Consider the following 16,339-nt stretch of genomic DNA (forward strand, 5'->3'; position numbering starts at 1 on the left):
GAAGAGGGCGTTCGCCTGGATGACTTTTTCAGCTGGTTCATATGATTGTGAGGTAAATACATGTTGATCGATTTCGCGGACCTCAAGCCCGCACAGGCCTATGCCTGGATGGCGTCACTGATCGTGCCGCGGCCCATCGCCTGGGTCTCGACGGTCAGTGCTGCCGGAGTGCGCAATCTCGCGCCCTTCAGCTTCTTCCAGATGGTGACCAGCAAGCCGCCCACGCTGCTGGTCTGCCCGCTGCTGCAGCGCGGCGGCGCGCCCAAGGACACGCTGGCCAATATCCGCGCCACCGGCGAGTTCGTGGTCAACCTGGCCGGGCCGGCGCATGCCGAGGCGCTCAATGCCACCTCGTCGGCGTTCGACGCCGGCGTCGACGAGTTCACGGCCTGCGGCGTCGAGGCTGCCCCGAGTCGCCTGGTGGCCGCGCCGCGCGTGGCCGGGGCCGTGGCCAGCTTCGAATGCCGGCTGGCCAGGCTCGCGCCGTATCCGGAAGAGGCGCCGTCGTGCCACCTGGTGTTCGGCCAGGTGCTGGCGGCGCATGTCGACGATTCGCTGCTCGGGGCCGACGGCTTGCCCGACGCCGGCCAGGTCGACCTGCTGTTCCGGATGGGCGGCGACTGGTATGGGAGCACCGGCCCGGGCGCCAACTTCACCTTGCCGCGGCCCGCTTGATCCCGACTTTCGCTCCATGCATACCCAATCTGGTGCAAGCACGCAACGCCACCTGCACCTCATTCGCGCAATCGCGCTGCAGCACAAAAAATATAATGCACACATTATAAATCAGTGCGCGAGAAAGCAAGTCGGAACAAGCGCGAAGAAGCGCGACATTCGCCGATAAACCTGGATTGAGTCAAGAAAACACAGTCATTGTGCGCTGCGGTCATGCCCGTAGATGTGGCTGGTACGGGACTTGCTAAAGTGTTTTGGAAGCAGTGTATACACCATAAAATGTCCGGGCACTGTGCAGTATTCCAATTCACCACACCATGTTAGGGATCGCATCGATGAAAAAGATTTTGGCGGCAGGGGCGCTTGGGTTGCTTTGTGCGGGCGGGGCGACGGCCCAGTCCAGCGTCGTGGTCTACGGCGTGCTCGACACGTATATGGGTTACACCAATGCCGAAGGCACCGGCAACGTGGTCTCGATGGACAGCGGCGGCTACCAGGCCAGCCGGGTGGGCTTGCGTGGGGCGGAAGACCTGGGCGGCGGCCTGCTCGCGACCTGGCAGCTGGAAAGCGGCCTCGCCTCGGACACCGGCGCCCAGCACGACACCACCCGCCTGTTCAACCGCCAGGCCTGGGTCGGCCTGGGCGGCAAGTGGGGCGAGCTGCGCATCGGTCGCCAGAATTCGTCGAGCTTCCTGATGATCGCGCGCCTGGATCCCTTCGCGGGCGCCACCTATGCCTCGTTCCTGAACAACGTCTCGTCCTATACGCCGCGCTACGACAATGTGATCGGCTACATCTCGCCGGTGGTGAACGGCTTCAAGATGCAGGCCTACTATAGCCTCGGCGAGCGCACCGACGACAGCGATGGCCTGAGCACGGCGATCCTGGCCGCCGAATACGAGAAGGGGCCGCTCTACCTGGGCGTCAGCTCGTCGCGCCAGAACAGCGCCAACGGCCAGGAGACGACCCAGTCGACGTTCGCCGGCGGCTCCTACGACTACGGCCAGGGCCGCATCTATCTCGGCTACTATCGCGGCAACAACCTGGGCGCCGCGCCCGCCACCAATGTGCGCGGCTCCTACTACAGCGCGTATTCGATCGCGGCCAACTACCGGCTCGGCGGCGGCACCACCATCGGCGCCGGCTTCGGCTGGGGCGTCGACGGCACCAGCAACGACCGCGATGCGCGCCAGGTCAGCCTGATCGTCACCCACGACCTGTCCAAGCGCACCATGCTGTACAGCACCCTGGCGCACATGGTCAACGACGACGGCGCATCGTTCACCTTCAGCGCGGCGGCGCCGATCCCGAAGAACATCCCGGCGGCGGGCGGCAACGTGGATGGCGTGCAGTTCGGCATCCGCCACCTGTTCTGACGAATTATTATGGTGTGTGCACTTTAAAATGTGCGCTCGCAACCGGGTTCCGGAGGCGCGCAATCAGCCCTGGGAACGCACCGGATTGGCAATTTTGTCCCTCAAAAAGGGATGAAAATGCACTGCATTGCGGCACGATGAAATATATGCAGAGTATGGCTATGATTAGAATAAACTAGCGTGTACACTCTAAATCATCGGTTCCTCCAATACGTTTCCAGCGCTGGGAACGGGCCTGGCGGGACCGTGCATCCGACCAGATTTCAAGTGTGTTCACATTTCGCAAGGAGATAGACATGTCCAGTTCCCCCCGCATCGCCGTCGTCGGCGCTGGCCTTGGCGGCGCCGCAGCCGCGGCCCTGTTGATCAAGGAAGGTTTCAACGTCCGCGTCTACGAGCAGGCGCCGAGCTTCTCGCGCCTGGGCGCCGGCATCCACGTCGGGCCGAACGTGATGAAGATCCTGCGCCGCATCGGCATCGAGGACGCCCTCGCCGCCCAGGGCTCGCATCCGGATGCCTGGTACAGCCGTCACTGGGAAACCGGCGACGTCCTGGCGCGCATCCCGTTCGGCGAATATGCAGTGAAAAACTATGGCGCCGCCTACCTGACGGTGCACCGCGGCGACTTCCACGAGCTGCTGGTCAAGGCGCTGCCGCCACAAGCGGTCGCCTTCGGCAAGAACCTGACCGAGGTGGAAGACCGCGGCAACGAGGTGCTGATGCGCTTCGCCGACGGCAGCAGCGAAACCGCCGACATCGTGATCGGCGCAGATGGCGTCAACTCGCGCATCCGCGAAGCCCTGCTGGGGCCCGAGGAGCCGAAGTACGCCGGCTACCTGGCGCACCGCGCGGTGTTCCCGACGCCGGTGCTCGAGCGCGGCATGCTGCCGTTCGACCAATGCGTCAAGTGGTGGAGCGACGATCGCCACATGATGGTGTACTTCGTGACCGGCAAGGCCGACGAGATCTACTACGTCACCGGCGTGCCCGCCACCCACTGGGACCTGAAGGACCGCTGGCTCGCGTCGAGCAAGGACGAGATGCGCGAAACCTTCCGCGGCTGGCACCCGACGGTGCAGGCGCTGATCGAGAACACGGTCGAGGTGACCAAGTGGTCGCTGCTCGAGCGCGATCCGCTGCCGCTGTGGAGCCGGGGCCGCATGGTGCTGCTGGGCGACGCCTGCCATCCGATGAAGCCGCACATGGCGCAGGGCGCCGCCATGGCGATCGAGGATGGCGCGATGCTGGCGCGCTGCCTGGCCGAGGTCGGGGTCAGCCACTACCACGACGCGTTCGCGCTGTACGAGGCGAACCGCGCCGAACGCGCCAGCAAGGTGCAGCGCATCTCGCACGACAACACCTGGCTGCGCACCAACGAAGACCCATCCTGGTGCTTCGGCTACGATGTCTTCAATGTTCCGCTGGTGTCGCCGCAGAAAGCTGCGGCCTGACGAGGTTTTTGCCATGGCGCGCTTCTTGCAGGACGCTTGCGGGAGGATCGTGCCACGGCGGGGGCTGTCCAGAGCGCGTTGAGACGATAAAACAATGACGAAAATGTGAGGACGATTACCATGGTTACTTCAGTCACGGCAGATGGCGCAGGCATGGCGCCGCCATCGGGCACTCCCGGCGTCGCGCCGGCGTCGGTAGAGAAAGGCCTGCAGACCGCAGGCGTGGGCAAGTTCCAGTATCGCCTGTTCGTGATCTTCGGCCTGGTCTGGCTGGCGGACGCGATGCAGGTGCTGTCGATCGGCTTCAGCGCGCCGTCGATCGCCAAGACCTTCGGCATCACCATGCCGCAGGCGCTGCAGACCGGCACCTTCTTCTTCGTCGGCATGCTGATCGGCGCCTTCGTGTTCGGCCGCCTGGCCGATCGCATCGGCCGCCGTCCGGTCTTGATGATGGCGGTCGTGATCGACGCCTGCTTCGGGGTGGCGTCGGCGTTCGCGCCGGATTTCACCTGGCTGCTGGTGCTGCGTTTCCTGACCGGCATCGGCGTGGGCGCGACCCTGCCGGTCGACTACACGATGATGGCCGAGTTCCTGCCGAGCGACCGGCGCGGCCGCTGGCTGGTGCTGCTGGAATCGTTCTGGGCCTTCGGCACCATCTTCCTGGCGATCCTGGCCCTGTACGCGGTGCAGTGGGGCGACGACGCCTGGCGCGTGATCTTCTTCGTCACCGGCCTGCCGGCCCTGATCGGCGTGGTCCTGCGCTTCTACGTGCCCGAGTCGCCCATGTACCTCAACCGCAACGGCAAGTCGGAGCAGGCGCGCGTGATCCTGGCGCGGGTGGCGAAGGTCAATGGCCGCAACGTCGAGATCCCGAAACTGCAACCTGAAACGACGCCGCGCAAATCGCTCTCGGCGCTGTTCTCGGGCGGCCTGCGCCGGCGCAGCCTGGCGCTGATGGTGGCCTGGGCCCTGATCTCGGTGGCCTATTACGGCGTGTTCGTCTACCTGCCGGTGAAGCTGAGCGCGGAGGGCTTCGGCTTCATGCGCGGACAAGAGTTCCTGATCCTGCTGGCCGTGGTCCAGTTGCCCGGTTTCGCCCTGTCGGCCTATGGCGTGGAGCGCTGGGGACGCAAGCCGACCCTGGTGGGCTTCCTGCTGCTCAGCGCCTGCGGCTGCCTGCTGTACAGCCTGGGAACCTCGACCGCGGTGGTGGTGGGTTCGACCCTCCTGATGAGCTTTGCGCTGCTGGGCACCTGGGGCGCGCTGTATGCCTTCACGCCCGAGGTGTATCCGACCGACCTGCGCGCCAGCGGCATGGGCATGGCCGGCGCGATCGCGCGCTTCGGCGGCCTGTTCGCGCCGATGATCATCGCTCCCGTGATGGCGACCCAGTTCACGCTGTCCCTGGTCATGCTGTCGGCCTTCCTGGTCGTCGGCGCGATCGCCATCATGTGCGTCGACCAGGAGTCGCGCAACCGGGCGCTCGACTGAGCCGGCCCGCCGGCCCTGCATGGCTGTTGAGAGTTTGGATCGGCTCGGCTACGATAGCGGGCTGATTCTCACTGGATGCGGATATGGAACAGCAGGGCGGGCGGCGCGATGCCGGGATGGTCGTGTTCGTGGGCGCGGAGTCGACCGGCAAGTCGACCCTGGCCCGGCATCTGGCCGAGCGCTGCCGGGCCGGCTTCGTGCCCGAGATCGGCCGCTTCATCTGGGAAGAAAAGCAGGGCCGGCTCACGGCCGACGACTACGTCGAGATCGCGGAGCGCCACCGCGCTGCCGAGGATGCCGCCGTCGCGCTCGAAAACGGCCCCCATGTGTTCGTCGACACCAATGCGCTCACCACGCTGCTGCTCGGCCTGTGCTTCGGCCAGGTCACCGAACCGGCGCCCCCCGCGCTGCTGCGCTACGCCGACGAGTGCCGCACCCGCTACCTGCACCATTTCGTCTGCGCCGACGACATCCCGTATGAAGAAGAGCCCGGCGTGCGCGAGAACGCCGCCTGGCGCACGCACATCCAGGCGCTGGTGCTGGAAGACCTCGACCGCCGCGGCATTGCATACACGGTGTTGACGGGCGCGCTTCAAGCGCGCGCCGCGAAGGTGACGGAAGTCCTGTCCCGGATCGAACAGGAGCGGCAGCTCAAGCGCGCAGCTGCGTAAGCTTGAGATCGGCAAGGTGCTGCTCGAGCGCGAACACGTGCGGGTCGGGCTTGCCGAGTTCGCGCAATGCCTGCGCCAGGCCGAGCAGGTATTCGCTGTTCGGCCCGCTCGGTCCGCGCGCCGTGGCGATCTGGCGTGCGATGTCGATTTCGTCGGCCGGACCGAGATAAGCCTCGTTCTCGTGCGTGGCGATGTACACGATTCCTTCGTCGCTGCTGCCGTCGTCGAAATGCATCTCGGTCGCCAGGCGCAGGTAGCCGTTCTTTTCGCGGTGATCCAGGTGCGCGAATTCTTCCGGCGTCACCAGATAGGCCATGCCGTGGCATAGCGCGCCGGCGTCGGGCACCAGGGTGACGACGCGCCCCGGCGCCGTCTCGGTGCCGCGATGGTCGTGCGAGCCTTGCCAGAAACGCCGCGACCAGCCGCCGATATGGGCCGGGCGCCGGTCGAGATAGGGAAAATCGGCCTTGAAGATCAGCGAACCGTAACCGAACAGCCACACGCTCTTGTGGCCGTCGAACTTGTTCATGCGCTGGTTGATCGCGATTGTATTGTGGGACATCGTGAGGGCAGGGCAAAGACAGATGCCGTTCATTGTAGCGCGGCGGGCGCCGTCAGCGTTGCGACCGTTTTACATATCCAAACAGGAAATTGATATAACTCTCGGCCGCCGGCGACAGCGAGCGGCCGGGGCGGGTGTAGATGAAGAAACGCCGCGTCAGCACCGGTTCGTCCAGTGGCCGCAGCACCAGGCCATGCAGCTTCACCAGCGGCTCGGCATACGGCAGGCAGACCGTCACCCCGAGCCCGGCGCTCACCATCGCCAGCGCCGTGGTCATGAAGGTCACCTCGTGCGCCGGCTTGATGGGCGTCTCGCGCAGCGAGGTATGCATGTCATCGAGCAGCCGCTCGGTGAACTGGCCCTGCAGCGAAATGAAGGGGTGGTGCGCCACGTCCTGCCAGGTCAGGCGCGGCAGCGCGGCCAGCGGGTGATTCTCCGGAAACACCAGCGCGAACGGCATCTCGAACAGTTCGCGCGCCTCCAGCGGCGGCGCCGGCACCCGCTCGGGGCCGATGCCGACGTCCGCCTCGCCCGACAATACGCGCGCGATCACGCCCTCCACCTCGGTATCGCTCAGGCGCACCTCGATCGCGGGATGCTCGGCGCGGTAGGCCGCGATCGCCTGCGGCAACAAGGTGCACGACATCAGTTGCGGCGCCGCGACGCGCACCAGTCCCTTCTTGAGTCGCGTGTGATCGGCCACGTTAGCCAGCGCACCGTCCAGGTCATCGATCATCTGGCTAAATAAGGGGAACAGTTCGCGCCCGATGTCGGTCAGGACGATACGGCGCGTGCTGCGGTCGACCACGCGCGCCCCGAGGGTCTGTTCGAGCTCCTTGATCAGCCCGGACAGCGCCGACTGCGTCACGTGGATCGCCTGCGCCGCAAGGGTGAAATTGCCGGTCTTGGCCAGGGCGACGAAGGCGCGCATCTGGCGCAGGGTGGGATTCATAAGAAAACCTGATAAATCGGGTTGAAAATACTGTTTGTATGATAGTGGCTTTTGATTTGTAATGGTGGCTACTCAGCAATAAGGAAACGCCCATGAAACTCGCCACCCTCAAATCCGGCGCCCGCGACGGCGCCCTGGTCGTCGTCAGCCGCGACCTGGTCACGTATCAAGCCGTGCCCGACATCGCGCGCACCATGCAGGCCGCGCTGGACGACTGGGACGCGGTCGCGCCGCGCCTGCAGCAAGTCTACGAGCAGCTCAACGACGGCAATGCCGACGGCGCCGAGTCCTTCATCGAGCAGGAATGCCACTCGCCGCTGCCGCGCGCCTACCAGTGGGCCGACGGCTCGGCCTACATCAACCACGTCGAGCTGGTGCGCAAGGCGCGCAATGCCGAGGTGCCGGCCTCGTTCTATACCGATCCGCTGATGTACCAGGGCGGCGGCGATTCCTTCGTCGGGCCGTGCGACCCGATCGCGGCCCTGTCCGAGGATTGGGGCATCGACCTCGAGGCCGAGGTGGCGGTGGTCACGGGCGACGTGCCGATGGGCGCCAGCGTGGAGCGGGCCGCGAGCGCGATCCGCCTGGTCATGCTGGTCAACGACGTCTCGCTGCGCAACCTGATCCCGAACGAACTGGCCAAGGGCTTCGGCTTCTACCAGTCCAAGCCGGCCAGCGCCTTCTCGCCGGTCGCGGTCACGCCGGACGAGCTGGGCGACGCCTGGCAGGGCAGCAAGCTGCACCTGCCGCTGATGGTGACGCTCAACGGCGCCGCCTTCGGCCGTCCGAACGCCGGCGAAGACATGACCTTCAGCTTCGCCCAGCTGGTCGCGCACGCTGCGGCAACGCGCGAGCTGTGCGCCGGCAGCATCATCGGTTCGGGCACGGTGTCGAACAAGCAGGGCAGCCTGCACGGTTCGAGCGTCGAGAACGGCGGCGTCGGCTACTGCTGCCTGGCCGAGGTGCGCATGTACGAGACCATCGAAGAGGGCAAGCCGAAAACGCCGTACCTAAGATTCGGCGACACGGTGCGCATCGAGATGCTGGATGGCGATGGCGCCAGCATCTTCGGGGCGATCGACCAGGAAGTGATGCGTTATCAGGAAAAGCGCAAATGAGGCAGCAAGTGAGACAGCAAATGAGACAGCAAGTGAGACAGCAAGTGAGGCAGCGATGAAGCTCTACACCTATTTTCGCAGCTCGGCCGCATACCGGGTGCGTATTGCGCTCAACCTGAAGGGCTTGGCCTACGACGCGGTGCCGGTGCACCTGCTGAAGGACGGCGGCCAGCACCTGCAGGACGACTACCGCAAGATCAACCCGAGCGGGCTGGTGCCGTCGTTCCAGGACGACCGCATCACGCTCACCCAGTCGATGGCGATCATCGAATACCTCGAAGAGATCCATCCCGAGCCGCCGCTGCTGCCGAAGGACGCGCCGGGCCGCGGCCGGGTGCGCGAGCTGGCCCAGATCATCGGCTGCGACATCCATCCGATCAACAACCTGCGCGTGCTGAACTACCTGGTCAAGCACATGGGCCTGTCGGACCAGGCCAAGACCGAGTGGTACCGCCACTGGATCATCGAAGGCTTCCAGTCGCTCGAAGCGCATCTGGCGCGCGATCCGGGCGCCGGGCCGTTCTGCCATGGCGACCATCCGACCATCGCCGACTGCTACCTGGTGCCGCAGGTCTTCAATGCGCAGCGCTTCAATATCGACGTCTCGGCCTATCCGAACATCGACCGCATCAACTCGCTGTGCATCGAGCTGCCGGCGTTCAGGGCGGCGCATCCGTCGCACCAGCCGGATACCGAGTAAATCGCGCCGGGCAGCCACGCTGCCCGGTATCGGCGCCGCCCATCACATCCCCGCATCTCTCCCCGCCAGATATTCATGACATTCCGGATTGTCCCTATTCGGGATCGCCAATTCATTTAATAAACGCGCTAAACGCCCAATTAATTTTACTAAACAAAGACGCTTTATTCGCCCGAACTTTATTAATCGATTCCAGATCACAGCAATGATTTCTATGGGGAATAATTAAATTTCCAATAGTAAATTTGCTACATAATTATGACAATTTAGTGCCGAGATGTCGTAGACCGAGAAATATGGCGGCTCTAGAATCACTCATCCATTCCCCCTGCATTTAATTCGGCGCACTGCAAATCAATTCCGGTTCTGGCTGGAAGGGGTGGATATTCGCCTTTTTCTTTTATATTGATAGGGAAGATCATGACCTTGCATAAATTAATGTTTGTGTTGGCGCTTTCTCTGGCCGCGACCGTCGTCAAGGCCGCACCGGCCAGCTCATTCGTCGACTTTTCCAACGGCGCCCAGGGATGGGAAGGATCGCAGCCTGCCAATGGCGTGGGCGGGTCATGGATCGACACCAGCCTGGGCAACGGCGCTCCCGCGCTGCACACCGTGATGGAAAACTTCGGCATCGGTTTCAGCAACCGCAATCAGAATTACGTGGGGGATTATTCAAAGCTGGGCAGCGTGACCATCGGCCTGGACATCATCGCCAATTCGATTCGCTACGTCGGCCAGGAGGTTTCGCGCAACCTGGTCGTCGAATTGCGCGATTACGACAATACGCCGGAGGGCATGCCTTACTCCAGCGTCTGGTTCGACCTGGGCGTCATCGACGCCACCCTCGGCTGGCAGCATCTGTCGGTGACGATCGCCGACACCACCATGGCGGCCCTGCCGGCCGGTTGGGGCGGATACGGCACGACGGATGACGCCCAGGGACCGGGCCTGCCGCCCGGCCGTACCTTCGCCGACGTGCTGTCGAGCGTGGACGAGCTGGTATTCAGCACCCTCGTTCCCGGCTGGTTCTACGGCTTCACCGATTTCGACGTCGCGATCGACAATATTTCGGTCAGCGCCGGTGCGGCCGAGGTGCCGGAGCCGTCGAGCGTCGCGCTGATGTTCGGCGGTCTCGGCATGCTGGGCTGGATGGCGCGCCGCCGCTCGCGTCCCACGCCGATGGCTTGACCACAGGCTGGCGGAGCGGATCGACGGGGCGGGATACAATCCGGCCTCGTCTCTGCATCGTCTCTTTCACCGGTACCTCATGACCTCGACCGCCGCTCCTGCACCCATCCCCGCCCCGATCCTGCACGCCCTCGACCTGGCCGACGCCTCCTGGCGCCCCATTCTCGAAGCCGGTCTCGCGGCCGTCGCCCGCGCCAACCCGGGCTACCTGCCGGCCCTGGCGGTCGACGACTACCTGCCCACCGAACACCGCCTGTTCGCCGCCTTCGCCCAGCCGCTCGACCGTGTCCGCCATGTGCTGGTCGGCGAAGGCCCTTATCCGCGCGCCGCGAGCGCGACCGGCGTCTGTTTCATGGACGGGGCAGTGGGGGAGTTGTGGTGCGAGACCGGCTTGTCGAAACCGGTCAACCGCGCGACCTCGCTGCGCAACTTCATGAAGATGCTGCTGGTGGCCAGCGGCCGCTTGCAGCCGGATGCGACCGGCAGTGCGGCGCTGGCGCCGATCGCGCAGGCGGCTGGACGCGACGGTACGATCCAGACCCTGGCCGAGCTGCAGGACAATTTGCATGGACATGGCTTCCTGCTGCTGAACGCGGCGCTGGTGTTCCGCAAGCACGTCGCCCCGGCGATCGATGCGCGCGCCTGGCTGCCATTCCTGCAAACCGTGCTGGCGGCGCTGGCCGAACGGCCGCAACCGCCGACCCTGGTCCTGTGGGGCAAGATCGCCGAACAACTGAAAAAGCTGCCCGAGACGGCCGCCTTCCCGCAGGCGCTGGCCGAGCATCCCTACAACCTGAGCTTCATCGGTCACCAGGGAATGCAGCAGCTGTTCGGCCCCATGGAGCTGTTGCGCAAGCGATAACGGGCGCCGCGGCGGCGTTCAAACGACAGGGGGAGTGGGGCGGCCGCCGTTTTTGGGGGCCGCCAAGACAAGATGTCCGCGATTTGCTATACTTGACTAAATCGTTCAACTAATCCGGTTTTTAGCCGGTCCCGCAAGAGAAGTTGCAGAGTGGTGCGAGGGAGTTGAGCAAGAGGAATATTTTAACATTAACCGGGGTTGTAATGCGTCTGACCACCAAAGGCCGTTTTGCTGTTACCGCGATGATCGATCTTGCCATGCGTCAAGGCAATGGTCCGGTCACGCTGTCGGGCATCAGCCAGCGCCAGGCCATTTCGCTGTCCTACCTGGAGCAGCTGTTCGGCAAGCTGCGCCGCCACGAGATCGTCGAATCGATCCGCGGCCCGGGTGGCGGCTACAGCCTGGCCCGTCCGGCGGGCAAGGTGACGGTGGCCGACATCATCATCGCCGTCGACGAGCCGCTGGATGCGACCCAGTGCGGTGGCAAAGAGAATTGCCACGGCGCCCATACCGATGGCGCCCGCTGCATGACCCACGAACTGTGGACCACGCTGAACGAAAAAATGGTCGACTACCTCGATTCGGTGTCGCTGCAAGACCTGGTCGACCAGCAGCGCCATAAAGAACAGAACGTCGTGCATGTGCACCGCGGCGCCCCGGCCGCCGTCGGAACAAACTGAAGCTTACTGGAGTGAATTGATGAACGCGCCTTTGGACAAGAAAACCGAGCAGAGCTTCGCGACTGCGCCCCATTTCCCGATCTACCTGGATTACTCGGCCACCACGCCGGTCGATCCACGCGTCGCGGATGCCATGATCCCGTTCCTGCGCGAGCAGTTCGGCAACCCGGCCTCGCGCAGCCACGCCTATGGCTGGAGCGCCGAAGCCGCGGTCGAAGAAGCGCGCCAGAACGTCGCGAACATGGTCGGCGCCGACCCGCGCGAGATCATCTGGACCTCGGGCGCGACCGAGAGCAACAACCTGGCGCTCAAGGGCGCGGCCCAGTTCTACAAGACCAAGGGCAAGCACATCATCACGGTCAAGACCGAGCACAAGTCGGTGCTCGACACCGTGCGCGAACTCGAGCGCGTCGGCTTCGACGCCACCTACCTCGAACCGCAAGACAACGGCCTGATCACCGTCGAGCAGCTGGAAGCCGCGCTGCGTCCGGACACCATCCTGGTCTCGGTCATGCTGGTCAATAACGAGATCGGCGTGGTCCAGCCGATCGAAGAGCTGGCCGCGCTGTGCCGCTCGAAGGGCATCATCTTCCACTGCGACGCCGCGCAAGCCGTCGGCAAGGTGGTCATCGACCTCGAGAAATCGAAGGTCGACCTGATGACCTTCACCGCGCACAAGGTGTATGGCCCGAAAGGCGTCGGCGCCCTGTACGTGCGCCGCAAGCCGCGCGTGCGCCTCGAAGCGCAGATGCACGGCGGCGGCCACGAGCGCGGCCTGCGCTCGGGCACCCTGCCGACCCACCAGCTGGTGGGCATGGGCGAAGCGTTCCGCCTGGCGAAGGAAGAGATGGAAGGTGAGCTGGTGCGTATCCGCGCGCTGCGCGACCGCCTGGCCAAGGGCCTGCTCGAGATCGAAGAAGTTTATATCAACGGCGACATGGACCACCGCGTGCCGCACAACCTGAACGTCTCGTTCAACTATGTCGAAGGCGAGTCGCTGATCATGGCGGTCAAGGACATCGCCGTGTCGTCCGGTTCGGCCTGCACCTCGGCCAGCCTGGAACCATCGTACGTGCTGCGCGCCCTGGGCCGCAGCGACGAACTGGCGCACAGCTCGATCCGCTTCACCATCGGCCGTTTCACGACCGAGGAAGAGATCGACTTCGCCGTCGACCTGCTGAAATCGAAGGTCGGCAAACTGCGCGAACTGTCGCCGCTGTGGGACATGTTCAAAGAGGGGATCGACCTCAATTCGATCCAATGGGCAGCCCACTAAATCAAGATTAAGGAGCATCACCATGGCATATTCGGACAAAGTACTGGACCACTACGAGAACCCGCGCAACGTCGGCGCCTTCGACAAGGGCGACGATGCAGTCGGCACCGGCATGGTCGGCGCGCCGGCCTGCGGCGACGTCATGAAACTGCAGATCAAGGTCAACGACCAGGGCCTGATCGAAGACGCGAAGTTCAAGACCTATGGCTGCGGTTCGGCCATCGCATCGAGCTCGCTCATCACCGAATGGGTGAAGGGCAAGAGCCTGGACGAAGCGCTGGCGATCAAGAACACGCAGATCGCCGAAGAACTGGCCCTGCCGCCGGTCAAGATTCACTGCTCGATCCTGGCCGAAGACGCGATCAAGGCCGCCGTCGCCGACTACAAGGCGAAGCACGAGAAAGCAGCAGCGTAAGCATTTTTAGAACAGAGCTGGAGAAGCACATGGCAATCACCCTGACCGAAAAAGCCGCGAAACACGTCAACCGTTACCTCGAACGCCGGGGCAAGGGCATCGGCTTGCGCTTCGGTGTGCGCACCACCGGCTGCTCCGGCCTGGCCTACAAGCTCGAGTACGTCGACGAGAGCGCCGCCGAAGACGCGGTGTTCGAGTCGCACGGCGTCAAGGTCTTCGTCGACCCGAAAAGCCTGGCCTATATCGACGGCACCGAGCTCGATTTCGCCCGCGAAGGGCTCAACGAAGGCTTCCGCTTCAACAACCCGAACGTCAAGGACAACTGCGGCTGCGGCGAAAGCTTCCGTATCTAAGCCGCCGTATCTAAGCCGATCTTCCACGCCGATGCAGAATCACTTCGACCTGTTCCAGCTCCCGGCCCGTTTCGAGGTCGACCAGGACGCCCTCGATGCCGCCTACCGCGAAGTCCAGGGCCGCGTGCACCCGGACCGCTTCGTCAACGCGACCGACGCCGAAAAGCGCGTCGCGATGCAGTGGGCGACCCGTGCCAACGAGGCCTACCAGACCCTGCGCAACCCGCAGAAGCGCGCGCAGTACCTGTGCGAGCTGAACGGGGTCGACCTGCAGACCGAGTCGAATACGGCCATGCCGCCGGCTTTCCTGATGCAGCAGATGGAATGGCGCGAAGAGCTCGACGATGCGCGCGCGGCCAAGGATGCCGTCGCCCTCGACCGCCTGGAAGCGCAGCTGCGCGCCGAGCGCAAGAATATCCTGGCGGCGGTCGAGCGCCAGCTCGATGCGGGCGACTACGCGGGCGCCGCGCAAGGCGTGCGTTCCCTGATGTTCCTCGACAAATTTGGCGACGAAGTGCAGTACGCCTTCGAAGCGATCGAGGCGTAACGTCCCGCGCGACGCGGGACGGTCTGGCCGACGGATGAACGCAAACGCGCGTATCATCCGGGGCACACAAAAATAACACTGGTATCACGACTATGGCACTCCTCCAAATCGCCGAACCCGGCATGTCCACCGCCCCCCACCAGCACCGCCTGGCCGTGGGCATCGACCTGGGCACCACCAACTCGCTCGTCGCCACCGTCCGTAGCGGCAGCCCCGAAGTGCTGAGCGACGAGGAAGGCCGTTCGCTGCTGCCGTCGATCGTGCGCTACCTGCCGAACGGCCACGCCAATATCGGCCACAAGGCGCGCGTGCACCAGACGACCGACCCGAAGAACACGATCGTCTCGGTCAAGCGCTTCATGGGCCGCGGCCTGAAAGACATCGCCCACGCCGAAAACCTGCCCTACGACTTCGTCGAAGGCGAAGGCATGGTCCAGCTGAACACCGTCGCCGGCGTGAAAAGCCCGGTCGAGGTGTCGGCCCAGATCCTGGCCACGCTGCGCCAGCGCGCCGAGGATTCGCTGGGCGACGACCTGGTCGGCGCCGTGATCACCGTGCCGGCCTATTTCGACGACGCCCAGCGCCAGGCCACCAAGGACGCGGCCCAGCTGGCCGGCCTGAACGTGCTGCGCCTGCTGTCCGAGCCGACCGCCGCCGCCATCGCCTATGGCCTCGACCATGGCAAGGAGGGGGTGTATGCCGTGTATGACCTGGGCGGCGGCACTTTCGACATCTCGATCCTGAAGCTCTCGAAGGGCGTGTTCGAGGTGCTGTCGACCGGCGGCGACTCGGCCCTGGGCGGCGACGACTTCGACCACCGTCTGTTCTGCTGGATCACCGAGCAGGCCAAGCTGGCGCCGCTGTCGGAACACGACACCGCGACCCTGATGGTCAAGGCGCGCCAGGCCAAGGAGCTGCTGTCGACCAATGAGGAAACGACGGTCGAGGCGATCCTGAAGTCGGGCGAGATCGTGCAGGTCACGGTCACCGCCGCGGTGTTCTCCGAGATCACCAGGCACCTGGTCGGCAAGACCATGAACGCGATCCGCAAGGCGATGCGCGATGCGAACGTCAGCGTCGAAGACGTCGACGGCGTCGTGATGGTCGGCGGCGCGACGCGCATGCCGCACGTGCGCCGCGCGGTCTCGGAATTCTTCCAGACCATCCCGCACGCCAATATCGACCCGGACCGCGTGGTGGCGCTGGGCGCCGCGATCCAGGCCAATCTGCTGGCCGGCAACCGCGCCGAGGGGGACGACTGGCTGCTGCTGGACGTGACCCCGCTGTCGCTCGGCATCGAGACGATGGGCGGCCTGGTCGAGAAGATCATCCCGCGCAATTCGACGATCCCCGTGGCGCGCGCCCAGGAATTCACGACCTTCAAGGATGGCCAGACCGCGCTGGCGGTGCACGTGGTGCAGGGCGAGCGCGAGCTGGTGTCCGACTGCCGTTCGCTGGCGCGCTTCGAGCTGCGCGGCATTCCGCCGATGGCGGCCGGCGCGGCGCGCATTCGCGTCACGTACCAGGTCGACGCCGACGGCCTGCTGTCGGTGGCGGCGCGCGAGATGCGCTCGGGCGTGGAAGCATCGATCACGGTCAAGCCATCCTATGGCCTGGGCGACGACGACGTGGCGCGCATGCTGCAGGAGTCGTACAGCTCGGCCTCCAGCGACATGCAGATGCGCGCGCTGCGCGAAGAACAGGTCGAGGCCGAGCGCATCCTGCTGGCCACCCAATCGGCGCTCGACGCCGACGTCGAGTTGCTGTCGCAGGAAGAGCAGGCCGCGATCGGCCAGCAGCTGCAGGCGGTGCGCGATGCGGTGACGGCGTCGAACGACGCGTCGACCGCGCCGGGCCAGCGCCAGGACGCCCTGCACGCCGCCGTGCAGGCGCTGGCCAAGGGCACCGAGGAATTCGCCGCCCGCCGCATGGACAAGAGCGTGCGCAAGGCGCTGGCGGGCAAGTCGCTGGACGAGGTCTGAGCCTCCCCCGACGGCTCGCGTACGCAATATCAAGAACAAC

Annotated in this window: 17 protein-coding genes; 15 read left to right on the forward strand and 2 right to left on the reverse strand. The window is 64.8% G+C overall.

Annotated elements, in window-relative coordinates:
* The first annotated feature begins 60 nt into the window (after positions 1 to 60).
* The 5 genes from LO55_RS14300 (at position 61) to LO55_RS14320 (ending at position 5,664) form a co-directional block, all read left to right on the forward strand.
* Complete coding sequence (locus LO55_RS14300; protein ID WP_071361963.1) at positions 61 to 675, forward strand: flavin reductase family protein; 615 nt, start codon at positions 61 to 63, stop codon at positions 673 to 675.
* Between the two features lie 335 nt (positions 676 to 1,010).
* The gene (locus LO55_RS14305; RefSeq protein ID WP_071361964.1) at positions 1,011 to 2,051 is read left to right on the forward strand and encodes a porin; all 1,041 of its coding nucleotides are present in this window, start codon (positions 1,011 to 1,013) and stop codon (positions 2,049 to 2,051) included.
* A 296-nt stretch (positions 2,052 to 2,347) separates the two neighbouring features.
* Positions 2,348 to 3,502: an FAD-dependent oxidoreductase gene (locus LO55_RS14310; protein ID WP_071361965.1), complete on the forward strand. Its 1,155-nt coding sequence runs from the start codon at positions 2,348 to 2,350 to the stop codon at positions 3,500 to 3,502.
* Between the two features lie 153 nt (positions 3,503 to 3,655).
* Positions 3,656 to 4,993, forward strand: coding sequence for an MFS transporter (locus LO55_RS14315; protein WP_071361966.1), 1,338 nt, complete (start codon positions 3,656 to 3,658; stop codon positions 4,991 to 4,993).
* A gap of 83 nt (positions 4,994 to 5,076) precedes the next feature.
* Positions 5,077 to 5,664: an AAA family ATPase gene (locus tag LO55_RS14320; protein WP_071361967.1), complete on the forward strand. Its 588-nt coding sequence runs from the start codon at positions 5,077 to 5,079 to the stop codon at positions 5,662 to 5,664.
* On the opposite strand, the gene LO55_RS14325 is transcribed toward LO55_RS14320, so the two are convergent.
* Together LO55_RS14325 and LO55_RS14330 are read right to left on the reverse strand one after the other, a co-directional pair.
* Positions 5,645 to 6,226 (reverse strand): gamma-glutamylcyclotransferase, encoded by a 582-nt coding sequence (locus LO55_RS14325; protein ID WP_071361968.1) that lies wholly within the window; start codon positions 6,224 to 6,226, stop codon positions 5,645 to 5,647. The genes LO55_RS14320 and LO55_RS14325 overlap by 20 nt on opposite strands.
* Positions 6,227 to 6,278: 52 nt before the next feature.
* Positions 6,279 to 7,178 (reverse strand): LysR family transcriptional regulator, encoded by a 900-nt coding sequence (locus tag LO55_RS14330; RefSeq protein ID WP_005666313.1) that lies wholly within the window; start codon positions 7,176 to 7,178, stop codon positions 6,279 to 6,281.
* A 92-nt stretch (positions 7,179 to 7,270) separates the two neighbouring features.
* Between LO55_RS14330 and LO55_RS14335 the strand changes: the two genes are divergently transcribed.
* The 10 genes from LO55_RS14335 (at position 7,271) to hscA (ending at position 16,299) form a co-directional block, all read left to right on the forward strand.
* A complete protein-coding gene (locus LO55_RS14335; RefSeq protein ID WP_071361969.1) occupies positions 7,271 to 8,296 on the forward strand; it encodes a fumarylacetoacetate hydrolase family protein in 1,026 nt (341 codons plus the stop codon).
* 55 nt (positions 8,297 to 8,351) lie between these two features.
* Entirely contained in the window at positions 8,352 to 8,996 is a 645-nt protein-coding gene (gene maiA, locus LO55_RS14340) for a maleylacetoacetate isomerase (protein WP_071361970.1), read from the forward strand.
* A 438-nt stretch (positions 8,997 to 9,434) separates the two neighbouring features.
* A complete protein-coding gene (locus LO55_RS14345) occupies positions 9,435 to 10,184 on the forward strand; it encodes a PEP-CTERM sorting domain-containing protein (RefSeq protein ID WP_083415329.1) in 750 nt (249 codons plus the stop codon).
* Between the two features lie 79 nt (positions 10,185 to 10,263).
* Positions 10,264 to 11,046, forward strand: a complete 783-nt coding sequence (locus LO55_RS14350; protein ID WP_071361972.1) for a uracil-DNA glycosylase family protein — start codon at positions 10,264 to 10,266, stop codon at positions 11,044 to 11,046.
* Between the two features lie 203 nt (positions 11,047 to 11,249).
* Complete coding sequence (gene iscR / locus LO55_RS14355) at positions 11,250 to 11,726, forward strand: Fe-S cluster assembly transcriptional regulator IscR (protein ID WP_005666320.1); 477 nt, start codon at positions 11,250 to 11,252, stop codon at positions 11,724 to 11,726.
* Positions 11,727 to 11,745: 19 nt separating this feature from the next.
* The gene (locus LO55_RS14360) at positions 11,746 to 13,002 is read left to right on the forward strand and encodes an IscS subfamily cysteine desulfurase (RefSeq protein WP_071361973.1); all 1,257 of its coding nucleotides are present in this window, start codon (positions 11,746 to 11,748) and stop codon (positions 13,000 to 13,002) included.
* A 22-nt stretch (positions 13,003 to 13,024) separates the two neighbouring features.
* Positions 13,025 to 13,417, forward strand: coding sequence for a Fe-S cluster assembly scaffold IscU (gene iscU, locus LO55_RS14365; protein WP_005666324.1), 393 nt, complete (start codon positions 13,025 to 13,027; stop codon positions 13,415 to 13,417).
* Between the two features lie 29 nt (positions 13,418 to 13,446).
* The gene (gene iscA / locus LO55_RS14370) at positions 13,447 to 13,770 is read left to right on the forward strand and encodes an iron-sulfur cluster assembly protein IscA (RefSeq protein ID WP_005666326.1); all 324 of its coding nucleotides are present in this window, start codon (positions 13,447 to 13,449) and stop codon (positions 13,768 to 13,770) included.
* A 31-nt stretch (positions 13,771 to 13,801) separates the two neighbouring features.
* Positions 13,802 to 14,317 carry a Fe-S protein assembly co-chaperone HscB gene (gene hscB / locus LO55_RS14375; protein WP_071361974.1) on the forward strand — a complete coding sequence of 172 codons (516 nt, stop codon included), beginning with the start codon at positions 13,802 to 13,804 and terminating at the stop codon, positions 14,315 to 14,317.
* 92 nt (positions 14,318 to 14,409) lie between these two features.
* Entirely contained in the window at positions 14,410 to 16,299 is a 1,890-nt protein-coding gene (gene hscA, locus LO55_RS14380; RefSeq protein ID WP_071361975.1) for a Fe-S protein assembly chaperone HscA, read from the forward strand.
* Positions 16,300 to 16,339: the final 40 nt, after the last annotated feature.

The organism is Massilia timonae, from assembly GCF_001866515.1.
GTDB classification, from domain to species: domain Bacteria; phylum Pseudomonadota; class Gammaproteobacteria; order Burkholderiales; family Burkholderiaceae_D; genus Telluria; species Telluria timonae.